A 20155-nucleotide genomic window follows, 5' to 3' on the forward strand; every position below is an offset into this window, starting at 1 on the left:
GCAGGAGCCGTCTTACCGCGCGTCGTGGCTACCTTCGAGCAGCCCGTCGACGAGCCGGGTGAACCGATCGACCAGCCGATCGGGCACCGTTGGCGTCACTTCCGAGAGCAGCGGGGCGGTCCGATCGGGATCTGCGAGCGAGAGCGTGACCCGGTTACGTTCGTCGTAGCGTTTGTCGACGATATCGCGCTCGACCAGATGATCGAGGTGATACTCGAGCGTGCTCCGGGCGATCCCCAACTCGTCTGCGACTGCAGCGGGGCGACTCGATTCGTGCTCGATCAAGTGGATAACGATCTCTCGAGCCGTTTCGCGACGGAATAGCGCCAGCGCACCGCGTTCCCACTCGCTGTACTGTGGCGTGTAGTAGTGGGTCTGGCCGTAGAGTTCCTCGCGAACGAGATCGTCGGCGTCGATCAACCGACGGATGTGATACTGTATCTGTCCCGGTGCGAACTCCGACGTCCGGACGAGTTCGTTGAAGTGGATGCCGGCGTTCGCCTGGACGTGTGCTCTGATTTGTCGTCGAGTGTCACTCATGGAATCTCTTACACCGTGTTTTTGCTCCCGTGGCCGAGAGCGCGCTCTTAATTGAGACTAGTAATGCTGTCCTGATAACGGCTTCTGATCGTTCCCGAGGAGTGAGAACGGGTCATATGGCCCGTTTTGTTCGATCCCAGGGAACCGGTGCCGACCGCACCCCTATGTCCGGAACGAGCGACCGAAGCACATAGGTAACTCTCGCCCCGAAAGACGGTCGCGGAGATGGATCATATGAACCCTTTCGATATCGCGTGGCTGGACCCGCAACTGGCTCCAGTGCTCCTCGGCGTTATCGTCCTCGCCGTCATCGGGACGACGATCCTCTTTTGCTGTGGGGTCGTCGCCTATTTGCAACGGCGATCGACCCGGTATCTGTTGATCACGATCGTTCTCGGATTGCTCGTGGGACGATCGATCGTCGGCCTCGGGACCGTCTTCGGGCTGGTTCCGATGACGGTCCACCATCTCGTCGAACACAGCGTCGATTTTACGATCGCCGTACTCATCCTGTATGCCGTCTATCGAAGCGGGCCGCTATCAGGGACGACTGCTGAGAACGCCGTCGATTCCGGAGCCGTCCCGCCGGACTCGAACGACGACTGATACCGTCGACTGACCGACTGATCTACCCCAGTCGCTCGAGGACGTCCCGGCCCTCGAGATAGGGGAAGTCGTATCGGTCCGCGTACGCACGGGCGTCGACAGGCGTCAGCGCCTCGCCGGTTTCGTCGTCCAACATCTCACAGACCACGACAGCCGAAGAGAGTCCGGCTGCGTTGGCGAGCGCGACGCCAAGCTCGGTGTGTCCTTCACGTTGTGCGAGGAGTTCTGGCGCTGCCCGCAGCAAGTGCACGTGACCGGGGACGCGAAACGCCGCGGCGAAGTCCGTCGCCGATGGGTTCGCCGCGGCCTCGCCGAGTGCCTGAATCGTCGTCGAGCGATCGACGTCCGTGATCCCGGTGTACGTATCTCGGTGGTTGACCGTCAGCGAGAACGACGAGCGCTCGTCGTAGCCGAGTTCGTGGTCGCCCGTTGCGGGATGATCGACCGCCTCGCCGTAGAAGGGCAACTCGAACGCCTCAGCGACCTCGTGGCCGAGTGCGACACAGACCAATCCACCGGCATCGTTTCGCAGTCGGGCAACGGCGTCGGGCGTGACGCTATCGGCGTGATAGATCAGATCCGTCTCACCCTCTCGGTCGGCCGCATCGTGGACGAGGATTGGCTCGCCAGCCCGGAGTGACTCGAGGGCGCTGTCGATCGCGGCCGTCGTCGCCGTGGACCCGCGATCCGCGTTCGCGTTCGATCGAGGGCCGGCGTGATGGCCCGTCATTGGCGATCACCCACGTAGACGACGACGTGATCGTCGTCCTCGAGACCGAGTTCCTCGCGGAGTTTGTCCGGCGCGATGACCTCGAGTTGGTCCTCGTCGTGGTGGGTCCGTTCGGGGGCGATGATATGGGCGGTGTCGTAGCGCTCGCCGTCGGCCGTCTCGATCGTGGCCGAATAGCAGACTGCGGGGCCGTACGTCCGGTCGTCGTCTTCCCAGCCGTCGATCGGAACCGGCTCGAGCGAGCCGATTGCGCTGCGTCGGCGAACGCTGTCGTCGTGCAAGTCGACGTTCAGCGTTCCCGGAAACGGCTCGTAGCCGAGGCGGTCTTCGAACTGGCGTTGGTATCCCGGCAGCGAGATGTAGTGGCGACCCTCGCCCATGCCGCTGGTAATAATGCCGTCGAGTTCGATCTCCGAGTTCGCCTCGAAAATTCGACGGTAGTCCTCGTACTCGGCGTGAAGCGTCCGTTCTCCGTCGTCGGTGATCGCCACCCACTGGCCGTCACTGACCGTATCGCGCCCGAGCAGCCCCGCACTCTCGAGGCGCTGGAGGCGGCGCGACGCGGTCTGGTTCGAGGCGTTGAGACGATCCGCGAGGTGAGAACAGGAAATCTTGACGTCGCCCTCGAGTCCACCCTCGAGTGCGAGCAGTTTGAGCACGGCGAGTTCGTCGTGCCCGACAGCGGACTCAGCTGACACTGGCATACCAGTGAGTTTGGGGGGATCGCCTAAAAGCATACCGAATGTGGCATGCATAACGAAACTGTGATGCAGTTCTCGAGCGTTTATCCGCGGTGTCCGTTCGTTGGAGAGTCGAAGCAAAAAGCCATCGGTCACGCGTCGGGCGGTCAGAACTCGCGTGCGATGGCCTCGTCGATCGCGACGACACGCTCCGGATCGTCGGTCTAGAACCCGTCCCAGACGCGTGGCTCGTCCTCGAGACAGACCAGGGCGGATCCGTCGCCGTCGGCCGGATCGTCGGGACGGTAGACGACGAACCAGGCGTTTCGATACCGCTGCTCCGTCCCGCTGTGGACGGTGACGTCGAGATCGATCGCCGCGTCATCGACGCCGTAGACGTGCACGTCGACGTCGCTCGCCGCGAGTTCCGTGTACACCTCGTGGGTCCCAATCTCGTCGGTGATCCGCGAGAGTTGCTGGACCGCGCTGCGCAGCGTGCCACCGTTCCCGTTCCAGGCCAGTTGCTCGATGCGCCTGGAGACGATGATCAACAGCAGCTTCTCCTTGTGGGCGACCGGAGAGCCACGCAGCCGAAGCTTGGTCTCGTCGAGGTTTGCGAGGACCTCCGGGAACTCGATCTCGCCGAGGCCGCGCGTGCCGGTCACGAACAGATCCGAGTTGATCGCGAGGAGCGACTCGTAGAGGTCGGCCATCGACGAGGTGGCCACGGGGACGCCGTCCTCGAGGAGCACGGCAATATCGCCGCCATCGGCCTCGAGTTCGAGGTCGAACTCGCCAGTAAACTCGATAGCGTCGCTGGTGCTCGTCTCGACGGTGATCGACTGCGTCTCGAACGTCTCGTCGAGCATCGCCTCGAGCGGGCCGGGTTGGTCGTCGCCGACGACGGCAATCGTCGCCGTTGGGGGACCAGTGTCCTCGATGAACGATCGCAGGGTCATCTACGGAACGGTTGTGGCTGGGAGCGCTAAAGAGTTCGTTCATTCAACTCACCTGACGTCTACTGTGGCGACCGAACTGATGAACACATCCATCGTCGGACTCTCGTGTCGCTTGTCCATCGCCGAACGCCGAATCACAGTGTCGATGGCGAGACAACTGGATTGCCCGCCGGACGGTTCGGTCGGGTTGAACATAATTCCACAAAAAGAACTAAGTAATATACTATCGGAGAAATACTGGTGCTTAGTAACAAGGACCACATGACAGGACACAGATCACCGCTTGGGACGCGGAAAACGGTGTGATTGCACATGGCGAAAGCACACAAACTCGATTGTGAATCGGCAGAAGCGGATTGCCGGTTCATTATTCAATCGGAAAACGAAACAGAGGCGATCGAACTGGCCAGAGACCACATGAAGGATGTCCACGGGAAAGACGTCACCGACGAGGAGCTTCAAGAAGAACACCTGCAAGTGGTGTGACTCCTCTTTTTATCATGATATCTGAGTGGGTTTCACACCGGTCGCGGGGCCGTCGCTCGATCAGATATGTGCTGCCGTTCAGTGGTTCCGATAGGGCGGAGGAAGCACGTCCTCAGAGACTGCCGGCCAACAGTATCAGTTACCGGTCACCGAATCGCGCGCCCAGAACTCGCTGTCTTTTTTCAGCTTTGGAACCCACGTGTCGTTCGTCTTCGAGAGGAGTGCCACACGGGAGGCAGGAACGCCCTTACACTCCGTGAACTCGGGCATGTACTCCCCGACCCGTTCGGTGAACTCGACGACTTCCTCGTGGTCAGGCATCGCCGAGCGGTCGAGTCGACCCTGCGAGTGACCCACGTGCATGTAGGCTTTCATCTCGATGAAGTCCGGATCGGCCTGCTGGAAAAAGCCGGCGTACCAGTCGGGGTGGTGCATGTTCTCGCCTTTGACGAGTGTCGTCCGGAGCACGGTTCGGGTTTCGTCCTTGTCGGCGAGAACGGCCATCGTCTCGAGTAACTTCTCCCAGGCGTCGTCTTCCATCGCGCCGACGACCTGATCGAAGGTGTGGCGTTCGGGGGCGTCGACGCTGACGTACAGTTGTGTGGGGTCACACTCCCGGAGCACCTCCGGTCGGGTGCCGTTCGAGACGAGAAACGTAGTGATGTCGCGGTCGTGGAAGGCCTCGATGAGTTCCGGCAGGTAGGGATACAGCGACGGTTCGCCGTCGAGCGAGATGGCGACGTGGCGGGGCTCCATCGCCTGATCGAACACCTCGCGTGGAACGTCGTCGTTGCCACCGAAGCCGGAAAGGAGTCGTTTCTGGAGTTTGAGCGAGGCGTCGACGACAGCTTCGGGGTCGTCCCACTCGACGTCGTCCATCTCGTAGGAGTGACCCTGATGGTCGCGCCAGCAGAAGACACAGCGCTCGTTACACCGCACGACGGGCGTCATCTGGATACAGCGATGGGACTCGATTCCATAATAGATGTTCTTGTAGCATTTTCCCTCGCCACGGATGGCGTTTGCCGTCCACCCACACGTTTGGGCGGCGGTGTGGTTCTCGCTGTGATAATCTGGACTCGAGACCTGCATCGCACCGCCGTCGCCGTCGCCCTCGTTCTGTTCGGCGTCGGATCCGGCGTCGACGCCTGTCTCGGCGGAATTGCTCATGTTGCCCCCGATTGGGTGGGCGCGGACAAAAGCCGTGTGGTGTGGGTTTGGGTTACTCGCCGTTCGATTTGTGCGGGAGCTCGCCCGGTTCGGCGGGCTCGTCGTCCTCGGTCGTCACCTCGCGCTCGAAGCCGTACAGGACCAGCCCCGTGTTGGCGGTCAGGAGAACGCCGGTCATCGGGGCTGTCGGGACGAACAGATACAGCCCGACGCCAACTGCGAAGGTCCCCGCCACGAGCACGGCCCACAACAGCGGCCGCGAGACGTCGACTCGCATCGCATCCCAGTAGGTCACGCCAAAGAGACCGACCGTCGCCACGAGTCCGAAGACGGCGACGAGGACAGCAGCTACCATACACGGTGGTTAGCCGGCGAAAAGAAAAGCGTTCTGCGTCTCACACGGATTCGATCGAGTCCTCCCACCGCCTACGCCGTTCCGCGGACCTGCTCAAGCACGGCCAACGTTCCATCCGCGTGGGTCGCCTCGAGCACTTCGTCGGCCGCGGTTTTGGCCATCTCGTCGGCGTTCGCGACGGCAAAGCTCCGGCCGACGGCGTCGAACGACGAGACGTCATTGATCGAGTCGCCGACGGCGACGGCTGCCTCGAGGTCGAACGAGACGTGGTCGGCGATCGTTTCGAGGCCGTCGCCTTTCGTCGGGGTCGTATCCTTGACGTGGTAGGCGTAGCCGGTGTCGATCACCTCGAGGCCGTGTTTCGCAGCGATCTCGCGCAATGGCTCGATGGGCTGCTCGAGATTGATGGCGATCTCGGTTTCCCGCCAGCGATTAACAGTGTCTTCTGTGCCCCAGCCGAGCGTGTAGCCGGCGGCGCGGTACTCCTCGGTGACGGCCTGGGCGGCCTCGCGATCGGCGGTAAAGAAGACGTCGTCGCCGGTGTAGACGACGCCGCCGTTTTCGGCGACGACGAGTTCCGGAATCCCGGTGAAATGACAGAGTGCGACGGGGTAGGGAAACGCCTTCCCGGTCGCGATCACGACGGGTGCCTCCCACTCGCGGATGGGGTCGAAGATGCGCGGGTCGATACCCCACCCGTCGGGCCGGGTCAGCGTGCCGTCGATGTCGAGCACGAGCGGCGGATCGGCAGTCATAGCCGTCACTCGAGCGTTCCGTCACCTAAAGGAGTCGGTTCACGGAAAGTGGCGGTGGCTCCTCGAGGCTCGTTCAGAGCGCGAGGTAGCCCGCGTTGGGGAGGAGCCCGAGCAGATAGAGGATGCCGAGGAGGAACATGAAGATCGCGATCGCCATCGCCGGCGGGTCGACGTGGGTCCCGGAGTGGGAGTAGAACATGCGCTGGGTCACTTCGGCGAACAGGCCACTGATCGCGCCGAACGCGCCGGCGGCGAGTAACGCGACCGGCTCGCTCCCGATGACGGGCATCGCGAGAATCGCCCCCACCGCGCCGAGCAGCGTGATGTGGTGTGTGACAGGGATCTTCTCGACGCCGAGGTTGAGAAACAGCAGGCTGATCGCGGAGATCGCATAGCCCATGAAGATGCTTCCCGTCTCGAGCCAGATGTAGCCGCCGAGGACGCCACCGATGAGGCCGATGGTGACGATGCCGGACCACTTGTACTGGTGGGGCAGCCACGGTTCGGTCGCCAGTCGGTTGGTCTCGGTGCCGCCATCTGTTGCCATGCGTTTCTCACCGCGCTCGAACGGCGACATGTCGAGAATGCCTTCGCCGGCGATCGTGCCGACGAGCGGATACCCGAACGCGATTCGGGCTAGAAACGCCGTCGCGACGACCGACAGCGCGATGTTGTCTGTCGGGAAGCCGACGCCGTTCATGACCTGGGTGATGAGCATCCCGGCTGCGCCGAAGACCGCACCGACGGCAAGGATGTCGGGTTTGGTCCCGAACGCATAGAGGATGTTCTTCCCGAAGTGGTAGTCCCAGCCGGCGGGCTCCATCTCAGGGTATTTTCGGCCGGCGTAGGCCGTCGCGGCGACACCGCCGGCGAAGGCGACGTGCGGACCGGTCACCATCCCGAATCCGATTACGCCGGTGATATCTGCGGCGAGTCCACCGGTTTCGACGGCCTCGAGCGTGCCGAGTTCTCGCTGGAGGATCGCGACGCCTTCGCCGAGGAAAACGACAAAGCCCGTAAAGATGAACGCGGGCAGCGCACCGATCGCCGCGCCGAACGCGCCACCGGCGAGGGCGGCGATCAACAGGAGCAGGAACTGTTCGACCTCCAGCCCGATGACCGGGAGCTGCAGGAGTGCCTGAAACATCGGTTACTCCTCCGTCGCCCAGTTCAGTGAGCGCTCGACGGCCTCGCTCCAGCGATCGTATCGCTTGTCAGCCGTTTCTCTGCCCATCTCCGGCTCGAACTCGCGGTCGATCTGCCAGTTGTCGCGCAGGCTGTCGACGTCATCCCAGTAGCCGACGGCGAGGCCGGCCGCGTAGGCCGACCCCAGTGCCGTCGTCTCGTCGACGACCGGGCGGACGATCTCCGAGTCGATGATGTCCGACTGGAGCTGACAGAGGTAGTTGTTCTTGACCGCGCCGCCGTCGACTTTCAGGCTCGTCATCTCGATGCCCGAATCGGCCTCCATCGCCTCCGCGACGTCACGCGTCTGGAAGGCAATCGACTCGAGGGTCGCCCGAACGACGTGTTCTTTCCGGGTGCCGCGAGTCATCCCGACGATGGTGCCGCGTGCGCGCTGATCCCAGTGGGGCGCGCCGAGGCCAGTAAAGGCCGGGACGACGTAGACGCCGTCGGTCGAATCGACGCTACGGGCGAGTTCCGCGGTCTCGGAGGGGTCGTCGATCAACGACATGTCCTCGAGCCACTCGATCGCCGCGCCGGTGATGAAGATCGAGCCCTCGAGGGCGTACTGGACGTCTTCACCCGAGCGCTGGAAGCCGATCGTCGTCAGGAGGCCGTGGTCGCTCTCGACGGCCTCGTTGCCGGTATTCATGAGGAAAAACGACCCCGTGCCGTAGGTGTTCTTGGCGTCCCCAGCGTCGAAACAGGTCTGGCCGAACAGAGCTGCCTGCTGATCGCCGAGTGCGCCGGCGACGGGCACTTCGGCCTCGAGGAATCCTTCGGTATCGGTCGTCCCGTAGGTGTCTTCGTCACTCGAGGGTCGCACCTCGGGCAACATCGCCTCGGGGATCGAGAACTCCGCGAGGAGTTCGTCGTCCCACTCGAGGTCGTGGATGTTGTAGAGCATCGTCCGCGAGGCGTTCGTCACCTCGGTGATGTGGTTGCCCGTGAGGTTGTAGATCAGCCAGGTGTCGATCGTCCCAAAGAGCACCTCGCCTTTCTCCGCGCGGTCACGGATATCGTCCGGCCGCGATCGCTCGAGTTTGATCGGGTCGGCGTTGTCGAGCAGCCACTCCGCTTTCGTCGCCGAAAAGTAGGCGTCGGCCTCGAGGCCGGTCTTCTCGCGGATGGTGTCGACCATGCCGTCGGCCTCGAGGGCCTCGACGCGGTCGGTCGTGCGCCGGTCCTGCCAGACGATCGCGTTGTGGACCGGCCGACCCGTGTCAGCGTCCCACAGCAGCGTCGTTTCGCGCTGGTTGGTCACGCCAATCGCCTCGAGCTGGTCGGGACCGATCCCCGCCTGCCCGAGTGCCTGCGTGATGACGGCTTTGGTGTTTTCCCAGATCTCCCGCGGATCGTGTTCGACCCAGCCGGGTTCTGGATATACCTGTTCGTGTTTTTCGTATGCGTTCGCGACGACTTGCCCGCCGTGGTCGAATACGATAAAGCGTGTGCCAGTCGTCCCCTGGTCTACCGCACCGACGTATGTCTGTGCTGTCATTAGTGGTCACCCGTGTGTTACTGCTCACGCGACGTCTTTATCGACGGTCGCATGCTACTGGTAAACAATTTTGACGATCATTATAAATGTTCCTGTAAGTGTAATAGCCCCATTATATTGCTCTAACAATATTACGGCTATCTCTTCAAAACAGCCGAGTGGTTCACCCGGAAATCGTCGTTTCATCGGAAATAGGGGCCGAACTGTCGTCAGAGAATGTGTGATGTTCTCACTCATGTTCATTTGTTATGGGCGTTGATGGAGCGTCGATAAAATAAAGAGCAGGGAGAACGAGGTACGAACCAAGGGATGACAACCCACACTGACGTCCTCGTTCTCGGCGGCGGGTCGACCGGCTGTGGCATCGCCAGGGATCTGGCGATGCGCGGCCTCGAGGTGACCCTCGTCGAACGGGGCAATCTGACGGAGGGGACGACGGGCCGGATGCACGGGCTCTTACACAGCGGGGGCCGATACGCCGTCTCCGATCAGGCGAGCGCGAGAGAGTGTATCGAGGAAAACGAAATCCTCCGGGAGATCGCCGGCCACTGCGTCGAAGCGACCGGCGGCCTGTTCGTCCAGCGACCCGAGGACTCGGACGACTACTTCCAGGAGAAACTCGAGGGCTGTCGCGAGTGTGGCATTCCCGCGCGCGTTCTCTCGGGACGGGAAGCGCGCGAGATCGAACCCTATCTCGCAGACGACGTCAAACGCGCGATCGAGGTTCCCGACGCCGCGGTCGATCCGTTCCGACTCTGCGTGGCGAACGCGATCGACGCCGAAACCCACGGTGCACGCATCGAGACCCACGCCGAGGTGATCGACCTCCTGCGTGATGGCGACGACATCCACGGCGTGGAAGTGCGCCACGAGTCTGGGCCAGGCAAACGAACCCACACCGTCGCCGGCACGACTGAGGAGATCACGGCCGACTACGTCGTCAACGCGACGGGCGCGTGGGCCGGCCAGATTGGAAACATGGCCGACCTCGAGATCGAAGTCCGCCCGTCGAAGGGTGTCATGACGATCATGAACGTCCGGCAGGTCGACACCGTCATCAACCGCTGTCGGCCGAAAGGCGACGCCGACATCATCGTCCCCCACGAGACGACGGCGATCCTCGGCACCACCGACGAGGAGGTCGACGATCCGGACGACTACCCCGAAGAGCAGTGGGAAGTCGACCAGATGATCGACACCCTCTCGGAACTCGTCCCGATCCTCTCGGAGGCGCGGACGATCCGCTCCTTTTGGGGTGTTCGCCCGCTGTACGAGCCGCCGGGAACTGGCACCACGGACCCGACGGACATCACGCGGGAGTTCTTTTTGCTCGATCACGCCGAGCGCGACGGCGTCTCCGGCATGTCCACCATCGTCGGCGGGAAGCTGACGACCTACCGCGCGATGGCCGAAGAGATCGCCGACCACGTCTGTGACAAACTCGGCGTGCGTGCCTCGTGTGCCACCGCGGACGAACCGCTTCCCGGCAGCGAGACTATCGAGACCCTCGAGGCCGGCATGGACGACTTCGGGCTGCGCTCGCCGGTCGCCCGCCGGAGCAAACAGCGCCTCGGCAGTCGCGCAAGCGAGGTGCTCGACACCGACGCGGCGAATCCGGTCGTCTGCCAGTGTGAGGGTGTTACGCGCGCGGAGATTCAGGACGCAATCACCCAGTCGGGAACGGATCTGAACGCGGTCCGCATCCGTACCCGCGCCTCGATGGGCAACTGTCAGGGCGGCTTCTGCTGTCAGAATATGGCGAACGAGCTTCACCCCGAGTACGACGAGGAGACCGTCCGGGCAGCGCTCGACGAACTGTTTCAGGAGCGCTGGAAGGGCGAACGCCACGCCCTGTGGGGTGAACAGCTCTCGCAGGCGATGCTCAACTACGCCCTGCACGCGACGACGATGAACCGCGACCGCGACCCCGCAAGCGAGTCGGGTGACCTCGAGTACGCGGCGTTCGACAGCGGTCGGCAGACGCCCCAGCGGCGTGCCGACGGGGGGAACTGAGATGGCCATCGAAGACGACGTCCTCGTTCTCGGCGGCGGGCTCGCCGGGACGACGGCGGCCCTCGCCGCGGCGGACCAAGACGTGCAGGTTCGACTCGTGACGCACAAACAGAGCACGCTGCGCCACGCCAGCGGGCTGATCGACGTGCTCGGCTACACGCCCGCGGGGGACGGCCCGCTCGTCGACCCCTTCGACGCCCTCTCCGATCTCCCTGACGGCCACCCCTACGAGCGCGTCGGAGTCGAGGCCGTCCGCGAGGCGCTCTCGTTTTTCGACGACGTTGCGGGCGAGGCGTACGCCGGCGCACACACGGGCGCGAACGCACTCGTCCCGACCCACGGTGGCACGGTCAAACCGACCGCGCGCTACCCGGCTTCGACGGCCGCCGGGCTGGCGAGCGACGACCGAGACACGCTGCTGGTCGGCTTCGAGACCCTCCCGGATTTCGAGGCCCCACTGGCTGCAGCCCACCTCGAGGCCGCCGGCGTGCCGTTTACGGCTCGAGGCGTCACGCTGTCGTTCCCCGGTATCGTCCGCGACGACGCGAAGGTGACGCGGTATGCCCACCTGCTCGACCAGAACGAATCCGTCTCGACGGGCGCGGGCGAAACCGGCGCGCGCGAGGCGCTCGCTGCGGCCGTCGAGGCCCACGTAGAGGACGAGTCTCGAGTCGGCTTCCCCGCAATCTTGGGCGACGAGCACGCCGCCGAAGTGCGTGCCGACCTCGCGGACGCCCTCGGCGTCGACGTCTTCGAAGTCCCAATGGGGCCGCCCAGCCTGCCGGGACTGCGACTCGAGGATTTACTCTACGATGCACTCGAGGATGCGGGCGTGCGGGTGACCTCGGGCGTGCCGGTGGTCGAGTACGAGACGGGCACGGACGGCGACCGAATCGATCACGTCGTCGTCGACCGCACCGGCTCGAAACTCCCCCACCGCGCCGACCAGTACGTCCTCGCGACGGGCGGACTCGTCGGCAAGGGCGTCCGTTCGGAACGCGAGCGGGTGTACGAACCGCTCTTCGACTGTCACGTTCCCCACGCCGCCGACCGCTACGACTGGTTCGTCGACGACGTCTTCGGCGACCAGCCCTACGCGCGCTTCGGCCTGCGCGTCGACCGTGAGTTGCGACCGCTGACCGCCGACGACGAGCCGGAGTTTTCGAACCTGCGCGCGGCTGGGGCGGTTCTGAGCGGCTACGACTTCGCGGCGGAGAAATCCGGCGGCGGCGTCTCGCTCGCGACGGGCTACGTCGCCGGGACACGCGCCGGCGAGGAGGGCGGCGAATGACCGCTGATCGACACAGTGTGCGATCGAGCGACTCGAGCAATAAATCGAGTGCGAGCGGCCGAAACAGGTGATTTCATGAGCGACGCAGAACACCCGACCGACGACGGTGCACCGGGCGACTACCCAATCGACGACAGCGTATCGAGCGACGACGAGTTCGAACCGATTCAGGTCTTCCCCGAGGCCGAGGAGATGGATCTCCGGCCGGGAGCCGACAACTGTTATAAGTGTTCGACCTGCGACACCAACTGTCCCGTCGCCGAGGTCGACGACGAGTTCCCCGGCCCGAAGTTCCAGGGGCCCGAACAGTGGCGACTCAAGCGCCAAGAGGATCACGACATCGACGACTCCGTGATGAAGTGTTCGAATTGCATGCGCTGTGATAGCGCCTGCCCCTCCGAGGTCCCGCTCTCGCAGATGCACAACACGGCCCGGGGGGAGTACGTCGACGAGCACATGAACAAACTCTCTCGAGAGTACATCCGCAACCGAATCCTGGCGAACTACCGGCGACTCGCGCCGCTGGCCGCAGCCTTCCCCCGGACGGCGAACTTCGTGATGGGGTTGTCGGTCACCCAGTGGATCGGCGAGAAGACGCTGGGAATCACGAGCGAGCGGGAGTTCCCCGAGTTCGCGACCGAGACGTTCCGGGAGTGGTGGACGAAACGAGGTGGCAACGCCACCTCGAAACAGCGAGCGCAGGACGCGCGAGCACAGCGAGGTGATGCGAAGAGCCAGAGCGAGGACAAACGCATCGCCTACTTCCACGGCTGTTACTCGAACTACAACACGCCCGAAGTCGCCAAGGCGCTCGTCCGCGTCTACGAACACTTCGGTTACGAGGTCATGGTCCCCGAGCAATCCTGTTCGGGAACGCCGATGTTCGCAAACGGCATGCTCGAGGACGCCCGTCGGGCCGCCGAGACGAACGTTCGCGAACTCGCAGCCGCAATCGAAGACGGGGCAGATATCATCGCCTCCTGTAGCTCCTGTTCGATGTCGATCCGCCAAGAGTACCCCGAACTGTTCGACTTCGAAGGGACCGACGACGTCGCCGCGAACACCTGGGACGCCGTCGAATACCTCCGCGTCCACGAAGATCTCGAGGGCGAACTCGAGGGCACCTCCCTCGAGGACGAGTCTTTTGCCTATCACGCACCGTGTCATTCACGTAACCAGGGCCTCGATGGACAGACGATCGAAGTGCTAGGCGCAATCGATGGCATCGACGCACACGACGTCGGTGATTCCTGTTCGGGGATCTCCGGCACGTACGGCTGGAAGGAGGAGAACTACGAAACGTCGATGAAAATCGGCGAGGAAATGTTCGAGCACATGGACGACGCGCCCGCCGAGACTGGCCTGACGGAGTGTCCGACCTGCTCGATGCAGATGGAACACGGCACCGGCTACGAGATCAAACACACTCTCGAGATCCTCGCGGCGGCGCTCGTGGGAACGGACCACGACGTGGACCAGCGCCGGGGCCAGGAGACGAGGTAGATGGAGTTACAAGAGCGTATCGCCCGACGGCGATCCTCACGAACGGGACGGCAGATCATCGTCGAACGCGACCACCTCAGCCCGGTCGTCCATCGTCCGGAGCCAGTGGGCCGTGGCCCAGTCTTAGAGCAGTTGCTCGACGCCCTCGAGTCGGTGTTCGACGGCGAGTTACCGCCGCCGGTTTCGGTCGTCGGACCCGCCGGCTCCGGAACGTCGGCGATCGTCACCGCCCTGTTCGACGCGTTGAACGAGCGACTGAGCGAGCCAACCCGAACGATCGGCACGACCACCCGTGCTGGCAGCACCGGTCCAGTGACGTGGTTCGTCTACGTCGATGGACGACGCGTCGAGAGCGCCTTTGCCTTCTACCGGGCCGTACTGTCGGTCCTCGCGTCCGATCCTGTCCCCAAAAGCGGCGTCGGTACTGACGAACTGTGCGAGCGGCTTTATGAGCGACTCGACCGGCCGAACCATCGGGCAGTGATTGGGATCGACCACCACGACGAGCCCGAAGCCCTCGCGTACGATCGGATTCACGAGCTGCTCGAGCCAGTCGCGGACAGCGTCTCGACCGTCGCCGTCGGCCAGACCGTCCCCGACGACTGGGGCGACGAGCAGCCGACCGTCCCAGTGCCAGCCTACCGCCACCACGAACTCGTCGATGTCGTAACCGACCGCACCTCGAGTGGCCTCGCGGCAGGTGCCATCGATCACGAGTCGATTCGCGACGTCGCGACGTGGGCCGACGGCAACGCACACGACGCGCTCGCCGCCCTGTTCGGCGCTGGCGTGCTCGCAACCGACGACGGCAGCGATCGGATCGAATCACAGCACCTCGAGACCGCGTGGGCCGACGTCCCCGAAGACGGTGTCCACCTCGATCGGGTGCTTTCGCTCTCGGAGACGCGCCAGCGGGTGCTGTCCGATCTCGTCGCCGTCGGGTCAGTCGAGAGGCCCATCCGCGAGGTCGCCGCGGAGATCGCCGATCGGTCCTCGCTGACTGCCGGGACCGTCAAACGGTTTCTGTACGAACTGGCGGATCGAGGCATCATCGAACGCGTTCCGCTGCCCGCAGACGGAAGCGGCCGTCGACCGAGCGCCGTTGTCCCGCGGTTTCCAACGATCGCCTTCCAAGCACTGGGACCGACTACGAACGGCGACTGAGACGGTCTGTTGTGATACGGTCCCGGTGATCGCCCGATCGGGGCGGCGATCACCGACAAAACGGTACAACGATCCGTATGAAACGGAACCAACCCGAAAGAGAAGCCACCAGCGACGGCGCTGATCTGCCCTTCGCGTACGTTAGTACTCGAGGTCGTCGGTGTATCGATCGACGAGCAAGACCGCACCCGCGCCGACGAGACTCGCGACGAGAGCCACGGCGGGCGTTCCGGCGGGCGAACCGCCGAGATTATCCCAGACTTCGACGACGGGCAGTCGCAACGATCCGACCATCAGGCTCACCAGAAACGCGAGCGTCGCGGCTCGATAGCGCTCTAAGGCATAGCCCACCACGTGGGCCATCGTGAACAGCCCGAGAACCGCGCCGACACCGAAGACGGAGACGACCGTTCCGGACTCGATTACGGGCGCGATCGCGTCACCCTCGAGGAGGCCGATCAGCCCGTCGACGAACGTGCTCAACGTGCCGGTCATGTACTCGTACTGGCCGAGGATCAAGAGAAAAAAGGCTCCCGAAACCCCCGGCAAAACCATCGCACAGATGGCAACTGCGCCAGCGACGAAGACTACCAGGGAGCTGTGGGAGACGCCATCTGCGGTCACGCCCGTCACGAGGAACGCAAGCACGATCGCGACCGCCGAAACCAGCAGCCGTCCCCCCGTCCACGTCTGGATCTCACCGTAGAGAACGATCGCCGATGCCGCGATCAACCCGAAAAAAAAGCCGTAGGTCGGCACCGGATACGTCGTCGCTGCTCCGTGCATCACCCGCGAGAGGATCACGATCGCCGTGGCGATCCCCAGCCCGAGCGTGAGCAGAAACTGAATATCTATCCGCTCGAGTTCCGCCCAGAGTGCTGCTCGTGCCTCGGGCTCGTGGGGGCGAAGTGCCGGTCGAAAGGCTCGCGGGTCAATAGCCGTGATCGCCCGGATTAACCGATTGTAGATCCCGACGATCAACGCGATCGTCGCGCCCGATACACCGGGGACGACGTCGGCTGCCCCCATCGAGAACCCTTTCAGGTAGACGGCGAGAAACTCCCGCATTGCTCGAGGGTATTCCGGACGACGGGAAAAGGCTTCTTACTCTCCGAGCGGGCCGCGAAGATCGCTCACCTCGAGCCCTCGAGACGGATCAGGGTTCAGCCGTGTCGTTGTCTTCCGAACCGCCGTCTTCGACCGTATCGTCGTCTACAGCTACATCGTCAGGTTGGGCTTCCGTCTCCTCGGTGTCCTCGAGTTCGACCTGCTCGAACGCGATCTCATCGATCGTCTCACCCTGAACCACTGCCGTTTCGGGGACCGCCGTCTCTGCTTCGTACCCCTGTTCGCCGGGCTCGCCGACGGTCAGCGTGTAGTCGCCGACTGCCTCGACGCTGCTGTTCGTGTAGCCGTCCTCGACACCGAGTTCGTCGTTTGTCGCGTACGGGACCGTCAGTTCGAAGGACCCGTCCTCGGCGAGGTCGGCTTCCTGCGTGTAGTTGAACGACCGTCCGGCGTTCGTCTCGAGTTCGACTTCTGCGGTGACCGTGTCGTTCGCCTCGAGGAGGTCGCCGTCGTCCTCGACGGTCCCCGTGAGCGTCGCCCCCTCGACGCGTTCGAACGTCTTCACCGCGGCGGCGCTCCGGGCGTCGAAGAGCTCCGTGGTCGGGCCCTGCTCGAGTTGGAACAGCTGTTCCTGTCCGACTCGCTGGTTGACCTGTATCGCGAGTTGACCCTCACCGGGTGGGGCGAGCTCGCCGTCTTGCACGTAGAGCACGTCGCCGTCCTCGTACCCCCATGCTTCTAACTGTTGGACGGTCTGTTCCGGGAATGCCTCCGCGGCGAACACCTGTGCGTAACTAGCGAAGATCGCCATCCCAGCGCCTTCGTTCTCGTGAACGACGCGGTAGTGTTCCATGCCCGCCGCGTCGTCGAAGTACAGCTGGGAGAGCATCGTGTCGTGATACGGCACGTCGCCGAATGTCTCCGCGAGTTCGTCCGAAGCGAGCGGCTGTCCCGGCTGATAATCCGCTGGTGTCATGTAATGGGTGTAGCCCGGCCCCGTCCACTGGGTGATCGCGGGGAACTTCCCACCGGCCATCGAGTGGTCGATCATCACGTACCGCAGCTCCTCGTGGGTAGCGTCTTCAGCCATCGCCTCGAGGTCCTCGTTCGTGTGAACGTCGGTCCCACGCGGCGACTCGCCCGCAGCGATGGCATCGAGGACCAGTTCGCCGCGTGTTTCGGACTCGGCAGTCAGGAACGCCGACGACGACCGGGCGTTCTGCTGGAACGGGTTCGAGTGGGGAATCCGCTCGCCCTGGGTCGTTATCAGGTGGCCGTAGTCCCACCACGACATCACACCGTACGTTCCTTCGGGGTAGTCGTAATCCCCGCCATCGGGGTAGGCGTAAGTGCCGTCATACTCGAGTTTATCAGCGTTGTCCGCACCGCCCCAGTTACCCGGCTCGGGTGTGTTGTCTGCGAGCCAGTGATTCGATTCCTCCCAGACCATCGCTTCGTTGTGCGGGCCGACGTTTTCGCTCCGATTCCACGCTGTGTCAGTGTCGGCCGCGATCGGTGGGAGCAGTGGAGCAAACAGGAGCAAGACGACCATCAGCAAGACGATGATCTGGTAGGTCTCGACCTGCCGAAGCGAGTCGATTCCCCCGCTGATATCGAGGTTGAAGATGCGGACGACATCAGCGACGAAGACGGCGTTGACGACTGCGACTGCCAGCACGAGGTAGTACGCAAAGCGAAGCTGTGTCGCAGCCATACTGATCAGGAACGCAGACCAGACGATTATTAACGTATATTCGGCGCGGTATTCACGGCCGAACAGCGGACGAGCGACGAGGAGTGCAAGGCCCGCGAGCATCGTGTAAAAGGCCGCGCCGAACTCGTTGAAGACGTGGCTGGTGAAGTCCGCCGGTGACTGGGCCTCGGAGACGGTGAGTGCCGTGTCGCTCGGGTCAAGCGGCAGAAGGCGACTCGTGAGGTTCCCGACCAGCGTACTGTAGAGGTCAGGGAGAACCAGCCACATGACCCCGAACGCCGCGACGATGAGGCCAGCGATTGCGGCCGGGTAGTAGCGGCGGTCGACATTGCGATTGTTCCACTCCCGTGCGAGCCAGGCCATGAATACACAGCCGATGGCGACGAGAAGCGCAGCGGTCGGCTGGAGGAGTCCGAAGCTGGTAGTGCTGCTCAACGCGACTTCCTCTATCATCACCAACATGAAGACGGCCGGAACAGCCATGCTGATCGCGCCGACGAAGGCGACGTGATCGGGAGAGACCCCGCGAACGTAGTCGAGACAGAGTTGGATAGCGAAGAAGACACCGAAGATACCGATCAGCACGACTCCCGGTGGCCAGACCCAGAGATACAGAGAGAGGGCAACACCGGCCAGCGCGCTGTACTTGGCAGGTTCGCGGAGCGTCTCCCAGTCCTTGTCGACGACGAGTTCGTAGATTGGCTGTTCGCGTTCGGCGACTCGCAAGGCGACCATCATCGACAGAACGGCGATGGCCATGAACAGCACCTCGGCGACGTGGTGTTGGAGTTGGCCAACGGTCGTTCGGTAGAGGAACGATCCCGGAACAAGCGCGAGGATGACGACCGAAACGAGGCCGCCGACAGTGCCGCCGAGGCGGCGACCGATATAGAAGACCGGGATCGCAACGAGTGCTGCCATTGCTGGAACAGTGAGCAACGCGACGGTGTAGAGCGTGCTCGTGGATGGATCACCGAGTCCCACGATCATCGCAATCGTGACGATGATCTGGTCGAACAGCGTCCCGAACTGGCCGACGTAGTTGCCGGTCGGGAACCCCGTCCATATCTCGTAGGGCATCGTGTTTGGATAGTTTTCAGCTGTCCACTCGATCGTCCGCCAGTGATACCACGAGTCGACGCCACCCAGCGCGGGCGTTCCATCCTCGGTGACGAATCTCCCGTACGACTGGGTCCGCACCCAAAACATAAACAGCATCACGGCCCCGATTACGGGGATGTGATACCAGTCAGCCCACGTCTCGAGGAACGACGGCGCTGTTTCAGCACCCTCGTCTTCGACGTGTTCAGTGTCCGTACTCATTAGGTTCCACCAGACACAACCCAAGAATAAGCCTTGTCATCTATCTGTCGCTCTTTGATATGTTAGTGTCGGCTGTGACGAGTCCAAGTAACCACGGATATCAACGGCGATCCCGACTCATCTGAAGGAAAACACTTATTCACCGCTCACAGCAACCGATTCTCGATGAAGGTCTCTGTCGTCATCTGTACCTACGCGATGGACCGCTACGACGTCTTCTCGGAGTGTGTCGACAGCGTGCTCGACCAGACGTACGAGCCACTCGAGGTCGTCATCGTCGTCGACGGGAACGACGCCGTCTTCGATCGCGTCTGTGACGACTACGGGGACCTCGGGGATGTCGTCCTCCACTGCAACGACGAAAACAGCGGCGTGTCCGCTAGTCGAACGAAGGGTGCCACGTTAGCTACGGGGGACGTCGTCGCCTTCATCGACGACGATGCGGTCGCGTCGCCGAATTGGGTCGAAGAACTGGCACGTGTGTACAAACAAACCGATGCGATCGCCGCGGGTGGAAAGATGACCGCCGACTGGGTCGCCGGGAAACCGGCCGCTTTGCCGGCGGAGTTCTACTGGTTGATCGGCGTCACCTATCCAGGGTTTGCCGACTCCGGCGACGAAGTGCGAAACACCTTCGAGTCCAACATCTCGTTTCGACGTGACGTCTTCCTGAATCTCGGCGGGTTCGATCCGGACCTTGGCCCGGACGCGGATTCGTACAGCCACTCGGAGGGGGCCGAAATCGGAACTCGGTTACGGGCCAGATACGGCCGTGGTGTCGTCTACAATCCCGACGCCGTCGTCGCACACAAGGTGTTCGACCACCGAACGCAACTCCGCTGGTTGCTCGCACGTGCGTTCGAACAGGGACGATCGAAGCGACGACTCGAGCGTCGGGAGACGGCCTCGAAGAGCGAAGAAACGACGTATCTCCAGCAGTTGCTCTTCGAATCCGTCCCCCAACGATTGCGAACGCTCAGCAGATCGCCGTCAGTTGCCACCGCGCTACAACTCGTCATGTTGTTTGTTTTGACCGGTGCCGTCGGATGTGGCTACCTCTACGAAACGGCGGCCGGCGACTGAACATGGTCGGCTTCCGTACCAGTTCATAT

Annotated in this window: 18 protein-coding genes; 7 read left to right on the forward strand and 11 right to left on the reverse strand. The window is 63.1% G+C overall.

Annotated elements, in window-relative coordinates:
- Positions 1–12: 12 nt before the first annotated feature.
- Entirely contained in the window at positions 13–540 is a 528-nt protein-coding gene (locus BW940_RS01910; protein WP_076607481.1) for a winged helix-turn-helix transcriptional regulator, read from the reverse strand.
- A 225-nt stretch (positions 541–765) separates the two neighbouring features.
- Here BW940_RS01910 and BW940_RS01915 point away from each other — a divergent pair, with 225 nt between their 5' ends.
- The gene (locus BW940_RS01915) at positions 766–1146 is read left to right on the forward strand and encodes a DUF7471 family protein (protein ID WP_076607482.1); all 381 of its coding nucleotides are present in this window, start codon (positions 766–768) and stop codon (positions 1144–1146) included.
- A gap of 22 nt (positions 1147–1168) precedes the next feature.
- Here the strand turns inward: BW940_RS01915 and ribB are convergent, their stop codons facing one another.
- From ribB to BW940_RS01930, 3 genes are all read right to left on the reverse strand, one after another.
- Positions 1169–1876: a 3,4-dihydroxy-2-butanone-4-phosphate synthase gene (ribB, locus tag BW940_RS01920; RefSeq protein ID WP_076607483.1), complete on the reverse strand. Its 708-nt coding sequence runs from the start codon at positions 1874–1876 to the stop codon at positions 1169–1171.
- Entirely contained in the window at positions 1873–2580 is a 708-nt protein-coding gene (locus tag BW940_RS01925) for a DUF120 domain-containing protein (RefSeq protein ID WP_076607484.1), read from the reverse strand. The genes ribB and BW940_RS01925 overlap by 4 nt, the downstream gene beginning before the upstream one ends.
- A gap of 200 nt (positions 2581–2780) precedes the next feature.
- The gene (locus BW940_RS01930; protein ID WP_076607485.1) at positions 2781–3515 is read right to left on the reverse strand and encodes a histidine kinase; all 735 of its coding nucleotides are present in this window, start codon (positions 3513–3515) and stop codon (positions 2781–2783) included.
- 312 nt (positions 3516–3827) lie between these two features.
- Between BW940_RS01930 and BW940_RS01935 the strand changes: the two genes are divergently transcribed.
- Positions 3828–4001 (forward strand): DUF1059 domain-containing protein, encoded by a 174-nt coding sequence (locus tag BW940_RS01935; RefSeq protein WP_076607486.1) that lies wholly within the window; start codon positions 3828–3830, stop codon positions 3999–4001.
- A 135-nt stretch (positions 4002–4136) separates the two neighbouring features.
- Here BW940_RS01935 and twy1 read toward each other — a convergent pair whose 3' ends face one another.
- From twy1 to glpK, 5 genes are all read right to left on the reverse strand, one after another.
- Positions 4137–5171, reverse strand: coding sequence for a 4-demethylwyosine synthase TYW1 (gene twy1, locus BW940_RS01940; protein WP_076607487.1), 1035 nt, complete (start codon positions 5169–5171; stop codon positions 4137–4139).
- 52 nt (positions 5172–5223) lie between these two features.
- Positions 5224–5526 (reverse strand): hypothetical protein, encoded by a 303-nt coding sequence (locus BW940_RS01945; RefSeq protein ID WP_076607488.1) that lies wholly within the window; start codon positions 5524–5526, stop codon positions 5224–5226.
- A gap of 71 nt (positions 5527–5597) precedes the next feature.
- Complete coding sequence (locus BW940_RS01950; RefSeq protein ID WP_076607489.1) at positions 5598–6281, reverse strand: HAD-IIB family hydrolase; 684 nt, start codon at positions 6279–6281, stop codon at positions 5598–5600.
- A gap of 73 nt (positions 6282–6354) precedes the next feature.
- Positions 6355–7428 carry a hypothetical protein gene (locus BW940_RS01955; RefSeq protein ID WP_076607490.1) on the reverse strand — a complete coding sequence of 358 codons (1074 nt, stop codon included), beginning with the start codon at positions 7426–7428 and terminating at the stop codon, positions 6355–6357.
- A 3-nt stretch (positions 7429–7431) separates the two neighbouring features.
- Positions 7432–8967, reverse strand: a complete 1536-nt coding sequence (gene glpK / locus BW940_RS01960) for a glycerol kinase GlpK (RefSeq protein ID WP_076607491.1) — start codon at positions 8965–8967, stop codon at positions 7432–7434.
- 309 nt (positions 8968–9276) lie between these two features.
- Here glpK and glpA point away from each other — a divergent pair, with 309 nt between their 5' ends.
- From glpA to BW940_RS01980, 4 genes are all read left to right on the forward strand, one after another.
- The gene (gene glpA, locus BW940_RS01965; protein WP_076607492.1) at positions 9277–10980 is read left to right on the forward strand and encodes an anaerobic glycerol-3-phosphate dehydrogenase subunit GlpA; all 1704 of its coding nucleotides are present in this window, start codon (positions 9277–9279) and stop codon (positions 10978–10980) included.
- A 1-nt stretch (position 10981) separates the two neighbouring features.
- Positions 10982–12271: a glycerol-3-phosphate dehydrogenase subunit GlpB gene (gene glpB / locus BW940_RS01970; RefSeq protein WP_076607493.1), complete on the forward strand. Its 1290-nt coding sequence runs from the start codon at positions 10982–10984 to the stop codon at positions 12269–12271.
- A 75-nt stretch (positions 12272–12346) separates the two neighbouring features.
- Positions 12347–13774: an anaerobic glycerol-3-phosphate dehydrogenase subunit C gene (locus BW940_RS01975; protein ID WP_076607494.1), complete on the forward strand. Its 1428-nt coding sequence runs from the start codon at positions 12347–12349 to the stop codon at positions 13772–13774.
- Positions 13775–14938 carry a Cdc6/Cdc18 family protein gene (locus BW940_RS01980; RefSeq protein ID WP_076607495.1) on the forward strand — a complete coding sequence of 388 codons (1164 nt, stop codon included), beginning with the start codon at positions 13775–13777 and terminating at the stop codon, positions 14936–14938.
- A 141-nt stretch (positions 14939–15079) separates the two neighbouring features.
- Here BW940_RS01980 and BW940_RS01985 read toward each other — a convergent pair whose 3' ends face one another.
- On the reverse strand, positions 15080–16006 hold the full coding sequence (locus BW940_RS01985; protein ID WP_076607496.1) for a DUF368 domain-containing protein: 927 nt from the start codon (positions 16004–16006) through the stop codon (positions 15080–15082).
- 88 nt (positions 16007–16094) lie between these two features.
- Positions 16095–19043, reverse strand: a complete 2949-nt coding sequence (locus tag BW940_RS01990; RefSeq protein WP_076607497.1) for an oligosaccharyl transferase, archaeosortase A system-associated — start codon at positions 19041–19043, stop codon at positions 16095–16097.
- Between the two features lie 165 nt (positions 19044–19208).
- Here BW940_RS01990 and aglG point away from each other — a divergent pair, with 165 nt between their 5' ends.
- Positions 19209–20126: a glucosyl-dolichyl phosphate glucuronosyltransferase gene (gene aglG, locus BW940_RS01995; RefSeq protein WP_076607498.1), complete on the forward strand. Its 918-nt coding sequence runs from the start codon at positions 19209–19211 to the stop codon at positions 20124–20126.
- Positions 20127–20155 lie beyond the last annotated feature (29 nt).

Source organism: Natronorubrum thiooxidans (assembly GCF_900156475.1).
Lineage (GTDB): Archaea > Halobacteriota > Halobacteria > Halobacteriales > Natrialbaceae > Natronorubrum > Natronorubrum thiooxidans.

What these genes read in the sequence shown, in the direction of transcription:
- BW940_RS01950 (WP_076607489.1), bottom strand. Translation starts at nt 6,281, where the DNA reads ATGACTGCCGATCCGCCGCTCGTGCTCGACATCGACGGCACGCTGACC.
- BW940_RS01935 (WP_076607486.1), top strand. Translation starts at nt 3,828, where the DNA reads ATGGCGAAAGCACACAAACTCGATTGTGAATCGGCAGAAGCGGATTGC.
- BW940_RS01955 (WP_076607490.1), bottom strand. Translation starts at nt 7,428, where the DNA reads ATGTTTCAGGCACTCCTGCAGCTCCCGGTCATCGGGCTGGAGGTCGAA.
- BW940_RS01915 (WP_076607482.1), top strand. Translation starts at nt 766, where the DNA reads ATGGATCATATGAACCCTTTCGATATCGCGTGGCTGGACCCGCAACTG.
- glpK (WP_076607491.1), bottom strand. Translation starts at nt 8,967, where the DNA reads ATGACAGCACAGACATACGTCGGTGCGGTAGACCAGGGGACGACTGGC.
- twy1 (WP_076607487.1), bottom strand. Translation starts at nt 5,171, where the DNA reads ATGAGCAATTCCGCCGAGACAGGCGTCGACGCCGGATCCGACGCCGAA.
- glpA (WP_076607492.1), top strand. Translation starts at nt 9,277, where the DNA reads ATGACAACCCACACTGACGTCCTCGTTCTCGGCGGCGGGTCGACCGGC.
- ribB (WP_076607483.1), bottom strand. Translation starts at nt 1,876, where the DNA reads ATGACGGGCCATCACGCCGGCCCTCGATCGAACGCGAACGCGGATCGC.
- BW940_RS01930 (WP_076607485.1), bottom strand. Translation starts at nt 3,515, where the DNA reads ATGACCCTGCGATCGTTCATCGAGGACACTGGTCCCCCAACGGCGACG.
- BW940_RS01975 (WP_076607494.1), top strand. Translation starts at nt 12,347, where the DNA reads ATGAGCGACGCAGAACACCCGACCGACGACGGTGCACCGGGCGACTAC.
- glpB (WP_076607493.1), top strand. Translation starts at nt 10,982, where the DNA reads ATGGCCATCGAAGACGACGTCCTCGTTCTCGGCGGCGGGCTCGCCGGG.
- BW940_RS01910 (WP_076607481.1), bottom strand. Translation starts at nt 540, where the DNA reads ATGAGTGACACTCGACGACAAATCAGAGCACACGTCCAGGCGAACGCC.
- aglG (WP_076607498.1), top strand. Translation starts at nt 19,209, where the DNA reads ATGAAGGTCTCTGTCGTCATCTGTACCTACGCGATGGACCGCTACGAC.
- BW940_RS01990 (WP_076607497.1), bottom strand. Translation starts at nt 19,043, where the DNA reads ATGAGTACGGACACTGAACACGTCGAAGACGAGGGTGCTGAAACAGCG.
- BW940_RS01980 (WP_076607495.1), top strand. Translation starts at nt 13,775, where the DNA reads ATGGAGTTACAAGAGCGTATCGCCCGACGGCGATCCTCACGAACGGGA.
- BW940_RS01945 (WP_076607488.1), bottom strand. Translation starts at nt 5,526, where the DNA reads ATGGTAGCTGCTGTCCTCGTCGCCGTCTTCGGACTCGTGGCGACGGTC.
- BW940_RS01925 (WP_076607484.1), bottom strand. Translation starts at nt 2,580, where the DNA reads ATGCCAGTGTCAGCTGAGTCCGCTGTCGGGCACGACGAACTCGCCGTG.
- BW940_RS01985 (WP_076607496.1), bottom strand. Translation starts at nt 16,006, where the DNA reads ATGCGGGAGTTTCTCGCCGTCTACCTGAAAGGGTTCTCGATGGGGGCA.